At 60.3% G+C, this 17356-nt stretch carries 11 protein-coding genes; 1 reads left to right on the top strand and 10 read right to left on the bottom strand.

The genetic code is table 11. The annotated features are described in order from the left end of the window. Window positions 1-31: 31 nt before the first annotated feature. The 9 genes from gltB to FBY04_RS00990 form a co-directional block, all read right to left on the bottom strand. Window positions 32-4477 carry a glutamate synthase large subunit gene (gene gltB, locus FBY04_RS01035; RefSeq protein ID WP_084323149.1) on the bottom strand — a complete coding sequence of 1482 codons (4446 nt, stop codon included), beginning with the start codon at window positions 4475-4477 and terminating at the stop codon, window positions 32-34. Window positions 4478-4826: 349 nt separating this feature from the next. Next, window positions 4827-6428: an AAA family ATPase gene (locus FBY04_RS01025; protein WP_145314278.1), complete on the bottom strand. Its 1602-nt coding sequence runs from the start codon at window positions 6426-6428 to the stop codon at window positions 4827-4829. Between the two features lie 10 nt (window positions 6429-6438). Further along, a complete protein-coding gene (gene aroB, locus FBY04_RS01020) occupies window positions 6439-7539 on the bottom strand; it encodes a 3-dehydroquinate synthase (RefSeq protein WP_145314277.1) in 1101 nt (366 codons plus the stop codon). A 151-nt stretch (window positions 7540-7690) separates the two neighbouring features. Continuing rightward, window positions 7691-8209, bottom strand: a complete 519-nt coding sequence (gene aroK, locus FBY04_RS01015) for a shikimate kinase AroK (RefSeq protein ID WP_017336125.1) — start codon at window positions 8207-8209, stop codon at window positions 7691-7693. A 4-nt stretch (window positions 8210-8213) separates the two neighbouring features. After that, window positions 8214-10301, bottom strand: a complete 2088-nt coding sequence (gene pilQ, locus FBY04_RS01010; RefSeq protein WP_084323152.1) for a type IV pilus secretin PilQ — start codon at window positions 10299-10301, stop codon at window positions 8214-8216. A gap of 13 nt (window positions 10302-10314) precedes the next feature. Beyond that, window positions 10315-10842 (bottom strand): pilus assembly protein PilP, encoded by a 528-nt coding sequence (locus tag FBY04_RS01005; RefSeq protein ID WP_084323153.1) that lies wholly within the window; start codon window positions 10840-10842, stop codon window positions 10315-10317. Then, window positions 10839-11462 carry a type 4a pilus biogenesis protein PilO gene (gene pilO / locus FBY04_RS01000; protein WP_084323154.1) on the bottom strand — a complete coding sequence of 208 codons (624 nt, stop codon included), beginning with the start codon at window positions 11460-11462 and terminating at the stop codon, window positions 10839-10841. Before pilO ends, FBY04_RS01005 begins: the two co-directional genes overlap by 4 nt. Continuing rightward, the gene (locus tag FBY04_RS00995; protein WP_084323155.1) at window positions 11459-12025 is read right to left on the bottom strand and encodes a PilN domain-containing protein; all 567 of its coding nucleotides are present in this window, start codon (window positions 12023-12025) and stop codon (window positions 11459-11461) included. The genes pilO and FBY04_RS00995 overlap by 4 nt, the downstream gene beginning before the upstream one ends. Continuing rightward, a complete protein-coding gene (locus tag FBY04_RS00990; RefSeq protein ID WP_084323156.1) occupies window positions 12025-13089 on the bottom strand; it encodes a pilus assembly protein PilM in 1065 nt (354 codons plus the stop codon). The genes FBY04_RS00995 and FBY04_RS00990 overlap by 1 nt, the downstream gene beginning before the upstream one ends. 216 nt (window positions 13090-13305) lie before the next feature. Here FBY04_RS00990 and FBY04_RS00985 point away from each other — a divergent pair, with 216 nt between their 5' ends. Continuing rightward, complete coding sequence (locus FBY04_RS00985; protein WP_145314276.1) at window positions 13306-15744, top strand: penicillin-binding protein 1A; 2439 nt, start codon at window positions 13306-13308, stop codon at window positions 15742-15744. 255 nt (window positions 15745-15999) lie between these two features. Here FBY04_RS00985 and FBY04_RS00980 read toward each other — a convergent pair whose 3' ends face one another. Beyond that, window positions 16000-17268, bottom strand: coding sequence for a malic enzyme-like NAD(P)-binding protein (locus FBY04_RS00980; protein ID WP_084322553.1), 1269 nt, complete (start codon window positions 17266-17268; stop codon window positions 16000-16002). Window positions 17269-17356: the final 88 nt, after the last annotated feature.

Here is a 17356-nt window from a genome sequence, read left to right as displayed (position 1 = left end):
TTAAAACCTCATCAAACTCTTCAGGCGCATATCACTGCGGGTTGGCACGGGTGCTGGAAAGCAACGTTTTCAAGCTGGCAGCCTTCGGCTTGACCAACCAGAAACGGCGCAGATAGTCATCGAGGTTTTCCGCGAGTTCACGACCCCACTCGCTGTCGGTTTCCTCGACGTACTCGTTCAGCACACGTTGCAGGTGGCTACGGTAGGCTTCCATCGCTTCGCCGCTGATCCGCTGGATTTCCACCAGTTCGTGGTTGACCCGGTCAACGAAGGTGTTGTCCTGGTCGAGCACGTAGGCGAAACCGCCGGTCATGCCTGAGCCGAAGTTGTAACCGGTCTTGCCCAGCACGCAGACGAAACCACCGGTCATGTACTCGCAGCAGTGATCGCCCGTGCCTTCAACCACGGTGTGAGCACCGGAGTTGCGCACTGCGAAACGCTCGCCCGCGGTGCCGGCCGCGAACAATTTGCCGCCGGTGGCGCCGTACAGGCAGGTGTTGCCGATGATCGCACTGTCCTGAGTCTTGTAGACGCTGCCCTTGGGCGGAACGATGACCAGCTTGCCGCCGGTCATGCCTTTGCCGACGTAGTCGTTGGCGTCGCCTTCCAGGTACATGTTCAAGCCGCCGGCGTTCCATACACCGAAGCTCTGACCGGCCGTCCCTTTGAAGCGGAAGGTGATCGGCGCGTTCGCCATGCCCTGGTTGCCGTGCTTGCGCGCAATTTCCCCGGAAATCCGCGCACCGATCGAACGGTCGCAGTTGCAGATATCCAGGGCGAAATCGGCGCCGCTCATGTCGTTGATGGCCGAGGTGGCCATGTCGATCATTTTCTCGGCCAGCAGGCCTTTGTCGAACGGCGGGTTGCGGTCGACCTGGCAGAACTGTGGTTTGTCCGCCGGGATGTGATCGCTGCCGAGCAACGGGGTCAGGTCAAGGTGGTTCTGCTTGGCGGTCTGGCCTTCGAGGACTTCCAGCAGATCGGTACGGCCGATCAGCTCTTCGAGGGAGCGCACGCCCAGCTTGGCCAGCCACTCACGGGTTTCTTCGGCGACGTAGGTGAAGAAATTCACCACCATGTCGACGGTACCGATGTAGTGATCCTTGCGCAGCTTCTCGTTCTGAGTCGCGACGCCAGTGGCGCAGTTGTTCAGGTGGCAGATACGCAGGTATTTGCAGCCCAGCGCAATCATTGGCGCGGTGCCGAAGCCGAAGCTTTCAGCGCCGAGGATGGCTGCCTTAATCACGTCGAGGCCGGTTTTCAGGCCGCCGTCGGTCTGCACCCGGACTTTGCCGCGCAGGTCGTTGCCACGCAGGGTCTGGTGAGTTTCGGCCAGGCCGAGTTCCCACGGCGCGCCCGCGTATTTGATCGACGTCAGCGGCGATGCGCCGGTGCCGCCGTCGTAGCCGGAGATGGTGATCAAGTCCGCGTAGGCCTTGGCTACACCGGCGGCGATGGTGCCGACGCCCGCTTCTGCCACCAGCTTCACCGAGACCAGGGCCTTCGGGTTGACTTGTTTCAGGTCGAAAATCAGCTGCGACAAGTCTTCGATCGAATAGATGTCGTGGTGCGGCGGAGGCGAAATCAAAGTCACGCCCGGCACTGCGTAACGCAGCTTGGCGATCAGACCGTTGACCTTGCCGCCTGGCAGCTGACCGCCTTCGCCGGGCTTGGCGCCCTGAGCGACCTTGATCTGCAGCACTTCGGCGTTGACCAGGTATTCCGGAGTGACACCGAAACGGCCGGTCGCGACTTGCTTGATTTTCGAGCTCTTGATGGTGCCGTAGCGCGCCGGGTCTTCGCCGCCTTCACCGGAGTTGGAACGCGCACCGAGGCGGTTCATGGCTTCGGCCAGGGCTTCGTGAGCTTCCGGCGACAGCGCGCCGAGGGAGATGCCGGCGGAGTCGAAGCGTTTGAGCACCGATTCCAGCGGTTCGATCTCGCTGATGTCCAGCGGCGTGTCCAGGGTCTTGACCTTGAACAGGTCGCGGATCATCGACACCGGACGGTTGTCCACCAGCGACGTGTATTCCTTGAACTTGCTGTAGTCGCCCTGCTGCACAGCGGCTTGCAGGGTGTTGACCACGTCCGGGTTGTACGCGTGATATTCGCCACCGTGGACGAACTTCAGCAGACCGCCTTGCTGGATCGGCTTGCGCGGGCTCCAGGCCTCAGCGGCCAGGGCTTTCTGCTCGGCTTCAATGTCGACGAAACGTGCACCCTTGATGCGGCTTGGCACGCCACGGAAGCTCAGGTCGCAGACTTCTTCGGACAGGCCGATCGCTTCGAACAATTGTGCTCCGCGGTAGGACGCGATGGTCGAGATACCCATCTTCGACAGGATCTTCAGCAGGCCTTTGGTGATGCCTTTGCGGTAGTTCTTGAACACCTCATAGAGGTCGCCCAGCACTTCACCGGTGCGGATCAGGTCACCCAGCACTTCGTAGGCCAGGAACGGATAGACCGCCGAGGCGCCGAAACCGATCAGTACCGCAAAGTGATGCGGGTCGCGAGCGGTAGCGGTTTCCACGAGGATGTTGGAGTCGCAACGCAGGCCTTTTTCGGTCAAGCGGTGGTGCACCGCGCCGGTGGCCAGGGAAGCGTGGATCGGCAACTTGCCCGGGGCAATGTGACGGTCACTCAGGACGATCTGGGTGCGCCCGGCGCGAACGGCTTCTTCAGCCTGATCGGCGACGTTGCGCACTGCGGCTTCGAGGCCGACGCTTTCGTCATAGTTGAGGTCGATGATCTGGCGTTCGAAGCCCGGACGATCGAGGTTCATCAGCGAGCGCCATTTGGCCGGGGAAATGACCGGCGAGCTGAGGATCACGCGCGAAGCGTGTTCCGGCGACTCCTGGAAGATGTTGCGCTCGGCACCGAGGCAGATCTCCAGCGACATGACGATGGCTTCACGCAGCGGGTCGATCGGCGGGTTGGTGACCTGCGCGAACTGCTGGCGGAAATAGTCGTACGGCGTACGCACGCGCTGGGACAGCACGGCCATCGGCGTATCGTCGCCCATCGAGCCAACGGCCTCGTAGCCTTGCTCGCCGAGCGGACGCAGCACCTGGTCGCGCTCTTCGAACGTGACCTGATACATCTTCATGTACTGCTTGAGCTGATCGACGTCGTAGAACGCCGAACCGTGGTCGTTGTCTTCCATGGTCGCCTGGATGCGCAGGGCATTCTTGCGCAGCCATTGCTTGTACGGATGACGGGACTTCAGGCGGTTGTCGATGGCATCGGTGTCGAGGATCTGACCGGTTTCGGTGTCCACGGCAAAGATCTGGCCCGGGCCAACGCGGCCCTTGGCGATCACGTCTTCAGGCTGGTAGTTCCAGACACCGATTTCGGACGCCAGGGTGATGAAACCGTTTTTGGTAGTGACCCAACGCGCCGGGCGCAGACCGTTACGGTCGAGCAGGCACACCGCGTAACGACCGTCAGTCATTACCACGCCGGCCGGGCCGTCCCACGGTTCCATGTGCATCGAGTTGTATTCGTAGAACGCACGCAGGTCCGGGTCCATGGTTTCGACGTTCTGCCACGCAGGCGGAATGATCATCCGCACGCCACGGAACAGGTCGATGCCACCGGTGACCATCAGCTCGAGCATGTTGTCCATGCTCGAGGAGTCAGAACCGACGCGGTTGACCAGCGGACCGAGTTCTTCCAGATCCATCAGATCATTGGTGAACTTGGTGCGACGGGCCTGGGCCCAGTTGCGGTTGCCGGTGATGGTGTTGATCTCGCCGTTGTGGGCAAGGAAGCGGAATGGCTGGGCCAGCGGCCATTTCGGCAAGGTGTTGGTGGAGAAGCGCTGGTGGAACACGCAAATCGAGGTTTGCAGGCGCTGATCGCTGAGGTCTGGATAGAAGGCGGTCAAATCCGCCGGCATCATCAGGCCTTTATAAATGATGGTCTTGTGGGAAAAGCTGCAGATGTAGTGATCGACGTCGGCGGCGTTGGCCACGGACGAGCGACGACGGGCGCTGAACAGCTTGATCGCCATGTCCTGATCGCTCAGGCCTTCACCGCCGATGTAGACCTGCTCGATCTGCGGCAGGCGCTCAAGGGCCAGGCGGCCGAGGACGCTGGTATCGATCGGCACTTTGCGCCAGCCGACCAGGGTCAGGCCTTCAGCCAGGATCTCGCGGTTCATGTTCTCGCGAGCGGCTTCGGCTTTGACCGGGTCCTGATTGAAGAAAACCATGCCCACTGCGTATTGCTTGGGCAATTCGACGCCGAAGGTTTCCTGGGCGATCGCACGCAGGAACACATCCGGCTTTTGAATCAGCAGACCGCAACCGTCACCGGTCTTGCCGTCGGCGTTGATCCCACCGCGGTGGGTCATGCAGGTCAGGGCCTCGATGGCCGTTTGCAAAAGGGTATGACTGGGCTCGCCCTGCATATGGGCTATCAGGCCGAAACCGCAGTTATCCTTGAATTCATCTGGTTGGTACAGACCTGCTTTCATAGACACTTTCTCACCAGGCTGCCTCTTATCAAGGCAAATTTCTTTTCAATTCAACCACTTGCATTCCACGCCGAACGTACGCCGGCTTAGCGGGGGCAAAAGGGTGGTCATTGTACACAGCGACACAGACGCTCACAAATTTGACGACGAACTGTCGCAAATCCATGTCGCATTTGTGAAAGGTTTAAAGCGATCTGCTGTGCTAGTCAAAACTTTTTTAATTCTGACCGCAACGACTCAAAGACTACTGTAACGCAGACACCACAAGGCACGCGGCCTGGAAGGCTGCGCGCACTTGTAGAAATTTTGAGGTGCTTGGAGAGGCGGCCTGGGTAAGGCCGCCGAATCTTCAGCGAGTTGTTTCCAGTTCCTGTTGGACGCTGGCGACAGTGCGAGGCCAAGGTTTACCAGCCTGAACCTTCGCTGGCAAGGCCTTGATAGCGGTCACGGCCGCATCGCGGTTGGCGAAGTTACCGTAAGTGATGACGTAAAGCGGCTTGCCGTTGAGGACTTTCTTGAAATAGCGGTACTCGCCGCCCTGCTCCTTGACGAAGTTTTGCGCGGTCGCTTCGGAGCTGGTGCCGAGGATCTGCACCACGTAGTTGCTCGTCGGTTGTCCGGCGTACCAGGTACCAGCAGCGCCTTTAGCAGCAGCGGCTGCGGCTGGTTTCTCGGCAGGCTTGGCGGTAGCGACGGCGGCTGGCTTGGCTGGCGCTGGAGCCGGCTTCACCGCAGGCGCCGTCGGGACCGGCTTGGCTGTCGCGACCTGAGTCGGCGCAGGCGTCGGCTTGGCCGCAGGTGTTGGCGCCGGACCGGCCGGAACGCCCGCAGGAGGTGCGGTGGTGGTCACGGTCGGCGGCGTATCGCTAGAGCCTTCGACCGGCACACCATCGTCACCTTCGGTGATGCCACCGGCCGCTTCGGCCAGCGGGCCACGCATGACCGGCTGCGAATTGCCGACCAGCGGCAATGGCATCGGTTGCGAGTTGCCAGCGAATTCCACGGCAGGTGCGCCGCCGCTGTTAGGTTGTGGCGTGCCCTGGCCGAGCGGCAGTTGCGCCTGTTCGTTGGCGGGTGCGCCGGTGGTCGGTGCTTTGCTGCGACCCGGCATCAACCAGGCGGCGGCTACCGCGACCACGACGACAGCGGAAATCGCCAATACGTGTTTCTTCGGCATGTTGAACCCCATACTTGGACGCTTGACCGCTGAGCGGCTGGCAATCATGGCTTCGATCATTGCATCGCGGGCAACCTGGTTGATGTTGCCAGGCCAGCCGTCGGAGCTTTCGTGAATATCAGAGATCTGATCTGCGGTAAAAAGTTCGATACCGCGGCCAGCGCCTTCGAGCCGCTGGTCCAGATACTCGCGGGTTTCTTCTTCGGTGTAAGGCTGCAGTTCGATGACGTGAAAGCGCTCTTCTTCAAGATTCAACGCTTCCAGTTGGGCGATCAGCGAGGACTCGCCGAACAGGAACACATGCGGGCGACCTTCCGGCGCACCAGCGGCCAACTCCATCAAGGCTTCCAGTGCGGACTCGTCCAGCTGCTCGGCGTCGTCCACCAGCAAATAGACTTCCTGCCCTGTCAGCGCGAGCTGCACGACCTGAGCCAGGATCGGGCCAATCTCTGCCTGAGCGACGTTCAGCGCCTGGGCCACCTGACGCAGCACGCCAGCGGCATCGCCGGCGCCACGAGCGGAAACCACCACGCTCTGAACGGATTGTTTGTTGGTACTGGCCACCAGAGCCTGACGCAACAGGGTCTTGCCACTGCCTTGCGGACCGGTAACCACCAGCAGCAACTGACTGTAGCGGGCCAGGTGATGCAGTTGCCCCAGCACCGGCTTGCGCTGGGCCGGGAAGAATTTGAAGCCAGGCACCCGTGGAGCAAATGGGTCATGACTTAACTGGTAATGGCCGAGGAAAGCCTCGTCGGCGTGCAAACTAGTCATCGGGATCTTATTAACCTTTAAGCTGAGCCAGGGCGCGGTAGTCCGCTCCCAGCGTGGCCTGTAGAACCTCTTTCGGATAATCGTCGGTCACCACCGCTTCACCCATGTGGCGCAGCAGCACCAGGCGTAAACGACCGTCGATCACTTTCTTGTCAATTGCCATGTGTTCGAGGAAATCGGCTTCCGTCATCTCTTCCGGCGGGATGACCGGCAGGCCGGCACGCTGGAACAGGCGAATGCCACGATCACGCTCCTGCTCGCTGATCCAGCCCAGGCGCGCGGACATCTCCAGGGCCATTACGGTGCCAGCAGCTACCGCCTCACCATGTAGCCACACACCATATCCCATGTGGGTTTCGATGGCATGGCCGAAGGTGTGCCCCAGGTTCAAGGTGGCACGAACGCCGGTTTCCTTCTCGTCGGCACCGACCACCGCCGCTTTGGCCGCGCAGGAACGCTCGATCGCATACGTCAGGGCGACCTGGTCCAGGGCGCGCAGGCGATCGACGTTTTCTTCGAGCCAGGTGAGGAACGGCTCGTCGCAAATCAGCCCGTACTTGATGACTTCAGCCAACCCGGCGGACAACTCGCGGGCCGGCAGAGTGTTGAGTGTGGCGGTATCGATCAGGACCACGTTCGGCTGATAGAAGGCGCCAACCATGTTTTTGCCCAGCGGATGATTGATTCCGGTCTTGCCGCCCACCGAGGAGTCGACTTGCGACAACAGCGTGGTCGGAACCTGAATGAAATCGACACCGCGCTGGTAGCAGGCAGCCGCAAAACCGGCCATGTCACCAATCACGCCGCCGCCGAGGGCGATCACGGTGGTGCGGCGATCATGGCGTGCGATCAGCAGACCGTCGAAAATCAGTTGCAGGGTTTCCCAGGTCTTGAAGGCTTCGCCGTCGGGCAGCACCACGGAAATCACCGAGAACTGCGCAAGGCTGCGGGTCAGACGTTCGAGATAGAGCGGCGCAACGGTTTCGTTGGAGATGATCGCCACTTGCCGTCCGCGAATATGCGGGGCCAGCAGCTCGGGCTGATCCAACAAACCTTCGCCAATATGAATCGGGTAGCTGCGCTCGCCTAGATCGACCTTGAGTGTCTGCATGTGTCCCCACAGTGAAGATGGAATCAGGCGTCCTGCCTTGAGTTATCGAATGTCCACGGCATCTGTTGGTGTGACGCCGTTCGGTAGCCTTGTGCCACAACCTTGAGCGGTCGTGGCAGGACGCCGAGGATAGCGCATTTCGCGCTCTGCTTTAACGGGGAGGCAGCTGCTGCAGGCGGTCAAGAATGTCGAGCACCACCATTCGCGGCGGTCGCTCATCGGTTTCCACCACCAGGTCGGCGATTTCCCGATACAGCGGATCGCGCAATTCCAGCAGGTCCCGAAGGGTCTTGGCCGGATCGGCAGTACGCAACAAGGGTCGATTGCGGTCACGGGCGGTGCGGCCGACCTGCTGCTCGACAGAAGCATGCAGATAAACCACCCGACCACCGGCACGCAGTGCTCGACGATTGGCTTCGCGCATGACCGCGCCGCCGCCGGTCGCCAGCACCACGCCATCGCAGCCGCACAGCTCGGCAATCATCGCCTGCTCGCGGTCCCGAAAGCCCGGCTCGCCTTCCTTATCGAAAATCCATGGGATATTGGCGCCCGTGCGCAATTCAATTTCCTTATCGGAATCTTTGAATGGCAGGCGCAGCTCTTTGGCCAGCAACCGGCCGATGGTGCTTTTTCCAGCCCCCATCGGTCCAACAAGAATCAAATTTCGCACAGAATCAATGACTCACAGCAATCGCCTGGTTGTTCATGATACGCGGAGTGAGAAATACCAGCAGCTCGGATTTTTTCTCCGAAACCACGTCACGCCGGAAAAGGCGGCCAAGATACGGCACATCACCGAGAAATGGCACCTTATCTACGACCTTGCTCTGAGTATTTGAGAAAACACCACCAATCACGATGGTCTCGCCGTCATTGACGAGGACCTTGGCGTTGACCTCGTTTTTCTTGATTGGCGGTACATCCTGCACCTTGTTCAGGTAGTCCGGTTCGTCCTTGGTGACCTTGACCTCCATGATGATCCGGTTGTCCGGCGTGATCTGCGGCGTCACTTCCAGCGACAGCGAAGCTTCCTTGAACGACACCGACGTAGCACCACTGGAGCTGGCTTCCTGGTATGGAATCTCGGTGCCCTTGAGGATTTTTGCGGTTTCCTTGTCGGAGGTAACCACCTTGGGTTGCGAGACGATTTCGCCGTTACCGGTTTTTTCCATCGCGGTCAGCTCAAGATCCAGCAGCACGTTGTCGGTAATGAAGGCGATGCCGAGCCCCGAGGTGTTGGCGGCGGTGCCCATGTCGACGAACGGTGAGTTGGTGCTGGTGCTGCCGGGTGTGCCGATGGTCGACGACGCGTTTGCACCATTGCTGACCCCGGACGTGTTCCAGTTGCCCTTGTTCTGCACCGAACCACCCCATCGCACACCGAGGCTTTTGTCGTAGTCGACGTTCGCTTCGACAATCCGTGCCTCGATCATCACCTGACGCACCGGAATATCCAGTTGCGCGACGATACGGCGCAGCTCGTCAAGGCGGTCCTGGGTCTGATAGGCAATGATGTTATTGGTCCGTTCATCGACGGTAATCGACCCCCGCTCGTCGACTTTCGCCTCGGCACTGGTCACCGACTGGAACAGCTTGGCGATATCGGCCGCCTTGGCGTAGTTGACTTGCAGCAGCTCGCGTCGCAGTGGTGCCAGCTCGGCGATCTGCTTCTGCGACTCCAGTTCCTGGCGCTCGCGGGCGGCAATCTCATCGGCCGGCGCCACCAGCAACACGTTGCCGATCTTGCGTTTGTCCAGCCCCTTGGTTTTCAGCACCAGGTCCAGCGCCTGATCCCATGGCACGTTCTGCAAGCGCAAGGTAATGCCGCCCTGCACCGTGTCGCTGGCGACCAGATTGAGGTTGGTAAAATCGGCGATCAGTTGCAGCACCGAGCGCACGTCAATGTCCTGGAAGTTCAGCGAGAGCTTTTCACCGGTGTAGGCAAAACGCTCCGCGTTGCGCTTCTGCAAGTCGTCCACGGTCATCGGGCGGACGCTGACAGTCAGCTTGTTGTCGGTCTGATAGGTCGAGTAATCGAACGCGCCGCTGGGCTCAATGCTGATGGTCGCCCGGTCCCCCGTGGCGCTGGCGTTGACGAATTGCACGGGCGTGGCGAAATCCTTGACGTCCAGGCGAACCCGCAACGGTTCCGGCAATTGGGTCCTGGCGAAACCAACGACAATCCTGCCATCGCGTTCCTGAATGTCCGGAGCGATGGACGGATCCGACAGGTCGATGACCACATTGCCTTCACCCTGGGTCCCGCGCTGGAAATCCACGCCGCGGATCGCTTTGCTCACTGGCGTATAGGCCTTGACCGGCGCCGGAGTGGCCGTGGCGACACGTGGCGGTCTGGCTGCCGGTGCAGAGGCTGCATTACTGGTTCCGCGCCCGACCACCACAAACAGATTATTGCCTTCGACACGAGCGGTGTACGGTGCCAATTGAGTCAGGTTGATGATCAGCCGCGTGCGGTCCTTGGCTTCCACCACCGTGGCGCTGCGGGCATTGCCGCCGCCCAGGTCGCGGGTTTTGCTCGCCAGCTGGTTGATCACACCGGGCAGGTCCAGCGCAATCCGCGCAGGTTGCTCCGTCGTGTAACCGTGGGGTGTCGGGGGCGCTCCATCGAACGACAACTTCAACTCGACGCGGTCCCCCGGGAGCGCAGCGACATCCAGCGCTTTAAGGGTGGCCGCTTGTACCATCGGCGACAGCAACGCTATCCATAGCGATATTCCGAAGGTTGCGAAAATCCTGTTCATTATTCGAGTTCCACTATGAGTGCTCTTTCAAAGGGATGGTCCGCGGCCGTTCCAGCCAGGCGCCTTCGCCGTCGGGAACGATTTCGACCACATCGACTTGCGAGCCGCTGATGGCGACGATCCGGCCATCGTTACGTCCCAGGTAATCGCCGACCTTCAACCGATGCACACCGCCCGCCCCGCGCAACAGCGCAAAGGAGCCAGCCGCATTGGAAATCGTGCCGACCATTTCAAACTGCTCGATGTTGAATCCTTCGAGGTACTGCTTGACCCGGTTGGGATCAGGCTTGACGTTGCGTGAGCCGTGTTTCTGGCCAGCCAGGTCGACTTTGACCTGCCGGGAAAAGGGGCTTCGCAGGTTAGCAGCGCTGTAGGTGAATGTTGGGTAAGACCGGAATGTCGGCGTTGGTTCAATCTTCCCCGGCGCACGCAGGCGCATTTCGTTCATGTACGCGTCCAGGTCGCGGAAGTCAGTGTCACCGCCACAACCGGCCAGAACGATCAGAACTCCGATCATCGGGATAAAACGCATCGGGGTCATTTCTGCAGCCCCTTGTCGTTATAGCGGTATGTCTTGGCGAGGATGCTCATGCGCAATTTCGTCCCACCCTCGGGGTTGGCCGGCGCAAGGTCGAAGTCATGCAGGGTGACGATTCGCGGCAACCCGGCCACGCCACTGACGAACGTGGCGAGGTCGTGATATGCGCCGGTGACGGTGATCTGGATCGGCAGTTCGATGTAGAACTGCTGGGTGACCTCAGGCAGCAGTTTGATTTCTTCGAACTCCAGGCCACTGCCCAGGCCGGTTCGCGTGATGTCCTCCAGCAGACCAGGCACTTCGGTGTCGCTGGGCAACTGCCGCAAGAGCACGCCAAAGGAATTCTCCATTTCCTTCATCTGCTGGATGTATAGCTCCAGGTTTGCCGCCATGTGCGCCTTGGAGGCGAATTGTTCCTTGAGCGTCGACTCTTCCTCACGCTTGAGTTCGAGCTGGCTCTCAAGGTCGCTGATGGAAAAGCTGTAGCCCAGCGCCAGCACCAGAATCATCAACAGCGCACCCGCCAGCGCCTTGATGGCGGGCGGCCATGAGCCCATGTTGTTGGTGTCCAGGTCGTTGATGTCGATCTTGCGCAAGCCTTCCATCCATTCGGCCGGCCTCATTGAACAGCCTCCGTAACGGCAGGCTGGGTCTGGCGAACGGTCAACTGGAAGACGTTGGCCTGATCCAGCTGGCCAGCCGTGGTCGCCTTGACCTCCGTCAGGTTCGGCGCGTCGAACCAGTCCGATGCATCCAGATTGCGCATAAGGTCTGACACGCGGTTATTGGAATCTGCCGCGCCGGTAATGGACAGGGTCTTGCCTTCCATTTTCACCTCGGTGAAATACACTCCGTCAGGCAAGGTACGCGCCAACTGATCGAAGATTCGCCCGCTGATCGGACGATTGCCTTGCAGGTCCTGGATGATGCGCATGCGCTCGACCAATTGCTGGCGACGGGCTTTCAGCTCACTGATCTGCTTGATCCGCTCGTCGACCACCGTCACCTGTTTACTGATGTAATCGTTTCGGGCGACTTGTCGATCGATGGCGCTACTGATGGCCTGATCCGCAATCAGCACCGCTCCCACTGACCCTACCACCACACCGACCAGCGCCAGCAAGAAGCGTTTGCGACGCTGCTCACGCAGCTCTTCGCGCCAGGGTAAAAGGTTGATCCGCGCCATCAGTCGAAACTCCTGAGGGCCAGCCCGCAAGCGATCATCAGCGCCGGCGCGTCGCCGGCCAGGGCGCCGGCGTTGACCTTGCTGCTCAGGGTCATGTTCGAGAAGGGATTGGCCACCTGCGTCGGCGTGCCCAAACGTTGCTCGATCAACCGGTCCAGCCCCGGGACCGAAGCGGTGCCGCCGGCCAGCAGGATGTGATCGACCGCGTTGTACTGCCCGGACGCAAAGAAAAACTGCAATGACCGCGACACCTGCTGGACCAGCGCATCGCGAAACGGCTGCAGCACTTCGCTGACGTAGTCGTCCGGCAAACCGCCCTGTTTTTTTGCCAACCCTGCCTGTTCGAGGGTCAGGCCATAACGTCGCTGGATTTCTTCCGTCAATTGACGACCGCCGAACAATTGTTCGCGGGTGTAGATGATGCGTCCGTTGTGCAGGACGCTGAGCGTGGTCATGGTCGCGCCGATGTCGACCACGGCAATCGTCAGGCGCTCCTGAGCGGGTGCCAGCTGTCCGGTCAGCAAACCGAAGGATCGCTCCAGCGCGTAGGCCTCGACATCGACTACGCGGGCGGTCAGGCCGGCCAGTGCGAGCGCCGCCTCACGGACTTCGACGTTTTCCTTGCGACAGGCTGCCAGCAGCACATTGACCCGCTCGGGGTTGCGCGCGGATGCACCCTGGACTTCGAAGTCGATGGCCACTTCGTCCAGCGGATAAGGGATGTACTGATCCGCCTCGATTTTCAGCTGGTTTTCCATCTCGTCGTCGGAAAGACCGGCATCCATTTCGATGGTCTTGGTGATCACCGCCGAGCCGGCAACGGCCACCGCGACGTTCCTGAGACTGGTTCTGGCCTTGAGCAGCACGCGCGTGAGTGCCTGACCCACGCCTTCGAGCTCGGCGATATTTTTCTCGACTACCGCGCTGGCGGGCAGCGGCTCTACCGCATAGGCTTCGACCCGGTAGCGGTCGCCGTGGCGGCTGAGCTCCAGAAGCTTTACCGACGTGGAGCTGATGTCGATCCCCAGAAGCGTATTGGCTTTTTTATTGAAGAGTCCTAGCACTACCAATTCCCTATGACTATCCGTGAGTTACGGACTCTGTAATGTCGATTGCGTTCCATCCACCCGTCTTGACAGCTGCGCAAATGACGCCCTCGACGGAAAAATGCTTATAATGCCCAGCGTTTTTTTCCGCTTTTTACGTCAAGCGCGGGTCGTTCTCCTTTTATCCTGAACCCTGATGCCTCATTCATTCTTTGCCCTGGATATCCCAAAGCCTTGATTCGTCTGCTGAAGTTTTTCGGTTGGTCCATCGTCGCCGTTTTCTGCGGACTGCTTCTTGGTCTGAGCGGCGCTTTTCTTTACCTTAGTCCCGGATTGCCGTCTGTGGAGGCACTGAGAAGTATTCAGTTGCAGATTCCTCTACGGGTATACAGCAGCGACAACAAGTTGATCGCAGAATTTGGCGAAATGCGCCGCACCCCGATCCGTTTCGCCGACATTCCCCCCAATTTCATTAATGCGTTACTAAGTGCTGAAGACGACAATTTCGCCAACCACTACGGCGTCGATCCTGGCAGCCTGATGCGCGCCGCCACCCAATTGGTCAAAAGCGGCCACATTCAGTCCGGCGGCAGCACCATCACCATGCAGGTGGCGAAGAACTTCTTCCTGACCAGCGAACGCAGTTTTTCGCGCAAGACCACTGAAATCCTCCTGGCGCTGCAGATCGAACGGCAGCTAACCAAGGACGAGATCCTTGAGCTGTACGTCAACAAGATCTATCTGGGTAACCGCGCCTACGGTATCGAGGCGGCGGCGCAGGTGTATTACGGCAAGTCGATTCGTGACGTCAGCCTGGCGCAGATGGCGATGATCGCCGGCCTGCCAAAAGCCCCGTCGCGCTTCAACCCGCTGGCCAACCCGGCGCGCAGCAAAGAACGTCGCGACTGGATCCTGGGGCGCATGTACAAGCTCGGAAAAATCACCGAAGCCGATTACACCGCTGCGATCAACGAGCCGCTGAACGCCAGCTATCACGTGCCGACCCCGGAAGTGAACGCACCCTACATCGCTGAAATGGCTCGCGCCGAAATGGTCGGCCGCTATGGCAGCGATGCCTACACCGAAGGTTTCCGCGTCACGACCACCGTGCCGAGCAACCTGCAGGAAATGGCCAACACCGCGCTTCACGAAGGCTTGATGACTTACGATCAGCGCCATGGTTATCGCGGCCCCGAGTCGCGCCTGCCGGGCAAGACGCGTGAAGCCTGGGCCACCGAGCTGACCAAGCAACGCACGATCAGCAGCCTTGAACCCGCCATCGTCACCCAGGTCGACAAGACCGGCCTGCAAGTGATGACCCGTACCGGCGACGAGCACGTTGGCTGGGACAGCATGAAATGGGCGCGGCCATTCCTGAACACCAACAGCATGGGCGCCAACCCGAAGCAGCCGTCGGACGTTGCCCAGGTCGGCGACTTGATTCGCGCGCAGCGCCAGCCGGACAACTCGCTGAAGTTCAGCCAGATCCCTCAGGCACAAGGCGCGCTGGTTTCCCTTGATCCGCAGAACGGCGCCATTCGCTCACTGGTCGGCGGCTTCGCCTTCGAACAAAGTAACTACAACCGCGCCCTGCAGGCCAAGCGTCAGCCGGGCTCGAGCTTCAAACCGTTCGTCTACAGCGCCGCACTGGATAACGGCTACACCGCCGCCAGCCTGGTGAACGACGCACCGATCGTGTTCGTCGACGAATACCTGGACAAGGTCTGGCGACCGAAGAACGACACCAACACCTTCCTAGGCCCGATCCGCCTGCGCGAAGGGCTGTACAAGTCGCGCAACCTGGTGTCGATCCGACTGGTGCAGGCGCTGGGCGTTGATCGCACCATCGACTACATCAGCAAGTTCGGCTTCAACAAGCAGGACCTGCCGCGCAACCTGTCGCTGGCCCTGGGCACCGCGACCCTGACGCCTATGGAAATCGCCACCGGCTGGAGCACGTTCGCCAACGGCGGCTTCAAGATCACCCCGTACATCATCGACAAGATCGAAAGCCGCAATGGCGACACGCTGTTCGTCGCCAATCCGCCGAGCGTGCCGAAAGGCGATGCAGCACCGGACGGGATTGCCGTCCCCGCCGCCGAGGCCTTTACGGTCAACGCGACACCCGGCGAAGCTCCGGGCCAACCCGCGCCTCAGGCTCCAGCCGTGGCCGAACGCATTGTCGATGGCCGCACCACTTACATCCTCAACAGCATGCTTCAGGATGTGATCAAACTCGGTACAGGCCGCCGCGCGCTGGCCATGGGCCGCCCCGACATCGCGGGCAAGACCGGTACCACCAACGAATCCAAGGACGCGTGGTTCTCGGGCTACAACGCCGATTATGTGACCACCGTCTGGACCGGCTTCGACCAGCCGGAAAGCCTGGGCAAACGTGAATTCGGCGGTACTGTAGCGTTGCCGATCTGGATGAACTACATGGCTGCCGCGCTCAAGGACAAGCCACCGCATACGCAGCCAGAGCCGGAAGGCATTCTGAGCCTGCGGGTTGACCCGGTCAGTGGTCGCGCCGCCACCCCTGGCACGCCAGGCGCGTACTTCGAGCTGTTCAAGGCCGAAGACACGCCGCCGTCGGTGAATGAGCTGGGTAACGGCAACGCACCGGGAAGCCCGCTGCCAGCCGATGAAGCGGCGCCGATCGATTTGTTCTGATCGCAGCAGTACCAAAAAGCCCCGCCCTCGGAAGAAGAGCGGGGCTTTTTTGTATCCGGAGTCTCTGCACAGAATAAAAACAGGTCGCCAGCCAGGCCGCCTTCGCGAGCAAGCCCGCTCCCACATTGGAATGCGTACTCCTGTGGGAGCGGGCTTGCTCGCGAAGGGGCCATCACAGACACCGCAAAAACCGGCAGACAATAAAAAGCCCCGACTCACCAGAGCCGGGGCTTTTCATTGAAGCGCTACAACAGCTTAGCCGTTGAACACGTCATCCACGCTTTTCAGCGGGTAGTTCTTCGGATACGGCAGGGTTGCCACACCAGTCTCGATCGCAGCCTTGGCCACGGCATCGGAGATCAGGGTGATCAGACGCTTGTCCATTGGCTTCGGAATGATGTACTCACGACCGAATTCCAGTTTGATGCCGCCGTAGGCGTCGCACACTTCCTGAGGAACCGGCAGCTTGGCCAGTTCACGCAGGGCGTTGGCCGCAGCCACTTTCATTTCTTCGTTGATGCGCTTGGCGCGAACGTCCAGGGCACCACGGAAGATGAACGGGAAGCCCAGTACGTTGTTGACCTGGTTCGGGTAGTCCGAACGACCGGTCGCCATGATCACGTCGTTACGGGTAGCGTGCGCCAGTTCCGGGGAGATTTCCGGATCCGGGTTCGAGCACGCGAACACGATCGGGTTGGCCGCCATGGATTTCAGGCCTTCGGCACTCAGCAGGTTCGGACCGGACAGGCCGACGAACACGTCTGCGCCTTGCAGGGCGTCAGCCAGGGTGCGCTTGTCGGTCGCGTGAGCGAAGACAGCCTTGTACTGGTTCAGGTCGTCACGGCCGGAGTGGATCACGCCGGTACGGTCAACCATGTAGATGTTTTCGATGTTGGCGCCCATGCTCACCAGCAATTTCATGCAGGAGATGGCGGCAGCACCGGCGCCCAGGCAGACGATCTTGGCGTCGGCGAGGGTTTTGCCAGCGATTTCCAGGGCGTTGATCATGCCGGCCGCAGTCACGATCGCGGTGCCGTGCTGGTCATCGTGGAACACTGGAATGTCGCACTGCTCGATCAGAGCGCGCTCGATCTCAAAGCACTCAGGTGCCTTGATGTCTTCCAGGTTGATGCCACCGAAGGTGATGGAGATGCGCTTGACGGTGTCGATGAAGGCTTGCGGGCTTTCGGAATCGACTTCGATGTCAAAAACATCGATGCCGGCGAAGCGCTTGAACAGCACGCCCTTACCTTCCATCACTGGCTTGGAAGCCAATGGGCCAAGGTTACCCAGGCCCAGAATCGCGGTGCCATCGGAAATGACTGCAACCAGGTTGCCTTTGCCGGTGTATTTGTAGGCCAGTTCAGGATCGCGAGCGATTTCGCGTACTGGTTCGGCTACGCCGGGGCTGTAGGCCAGCGACAGGTCGCGGGCGGTAGCGGTGGCCTTGGTGAGCTCGACACTCAGCTTACCTGGACGAGGATGGGCGTGATATTCGAGAGCGGCAGTTTTCAAATCAGACATGGGGGCATTCCGCTTTTACTGTTGGACAGACTGGTCAGCGAGGATACGCGCCTCGCAAAGTCCCCACAAGACTGACCAGTCACCCCTG

Origin of the sequence: Pseudomonas sp. SJZ080 (assembly GCF_007828295.1) — a bacterium.
Taxonomy (GTDB): domain Bacteria; phylum Pseudomonadota; class Gammaproteobacteria; order Pseudomonadales; family Pseudomonadaceae; genus Aquipseudomonas; species Aquipseudomonas migulae_A.
This window is presented reverse-complemented; position numbering and strand designations above follow the sequence as displayed.

What these genes read in the sequence shown, in the direction of transcription:
- gltB (WP_084323149.1), bottom strand. Translation starts at nt 4,477, where the DNA reads ATGAAAGCAGGTCTGTACCAACCAGATGAATTCAAGGATAACTGCGGT.
- FBY04_RS01025 (WP_145314278.1), bottom strand. Translation starts at nt 6,428, where the DNA reads ATGACTAGTTTGCACGCCGACGAGGCTTTCCTCGGCCATTACCAGTTA.
- aroB (WP_145314277.1), bottom strand. Translation starts at nt 7,539, where the DNA reads ATGCAGACACTCAAGGTCGATCTAGGCGAGCGCAGCTACCCGATTCAT.
- pilQ (WP_084323152.1), bottom strand. Translation starts at nt 10,301, where the DNA reads ATGAACAGGATTTTCGCAACCTTCGGAATATCGCTATGGATAGCGTTG.
- FBY04_RS01005 (WP_084323153.1), bottom strand. Translation starts at nt 10,842, where the DNA reads ATGACCCCGATGCGTTTTATCCCGATGATCGGAGTTCTGATCGTTCTG.
- pilO (WP_084323154.1), bottom strand. Translation starts at nt 11,462, where the DNA reads ATGAGGCCGGCCGAATGGATGGAAGGCTTGCGCAAGATCGACATCAAC.
- FBY04_RS00995 (WP_084323155.1), bottom strand. Translation starts at nt 12,025, where the DNA reads ATGGCGCGGATCAACCTTTTACCCTGGCGCGAAGAGCTGCGTGAGCAG.
- FBY04_RS00980 (WP_084322553.1), bottom strand. Translation starts at nt 17,268, where the DNA reads ATGTCTGATTTGAAAACTGCCGCTCTCGAATATCACGCCCATCCTCGT.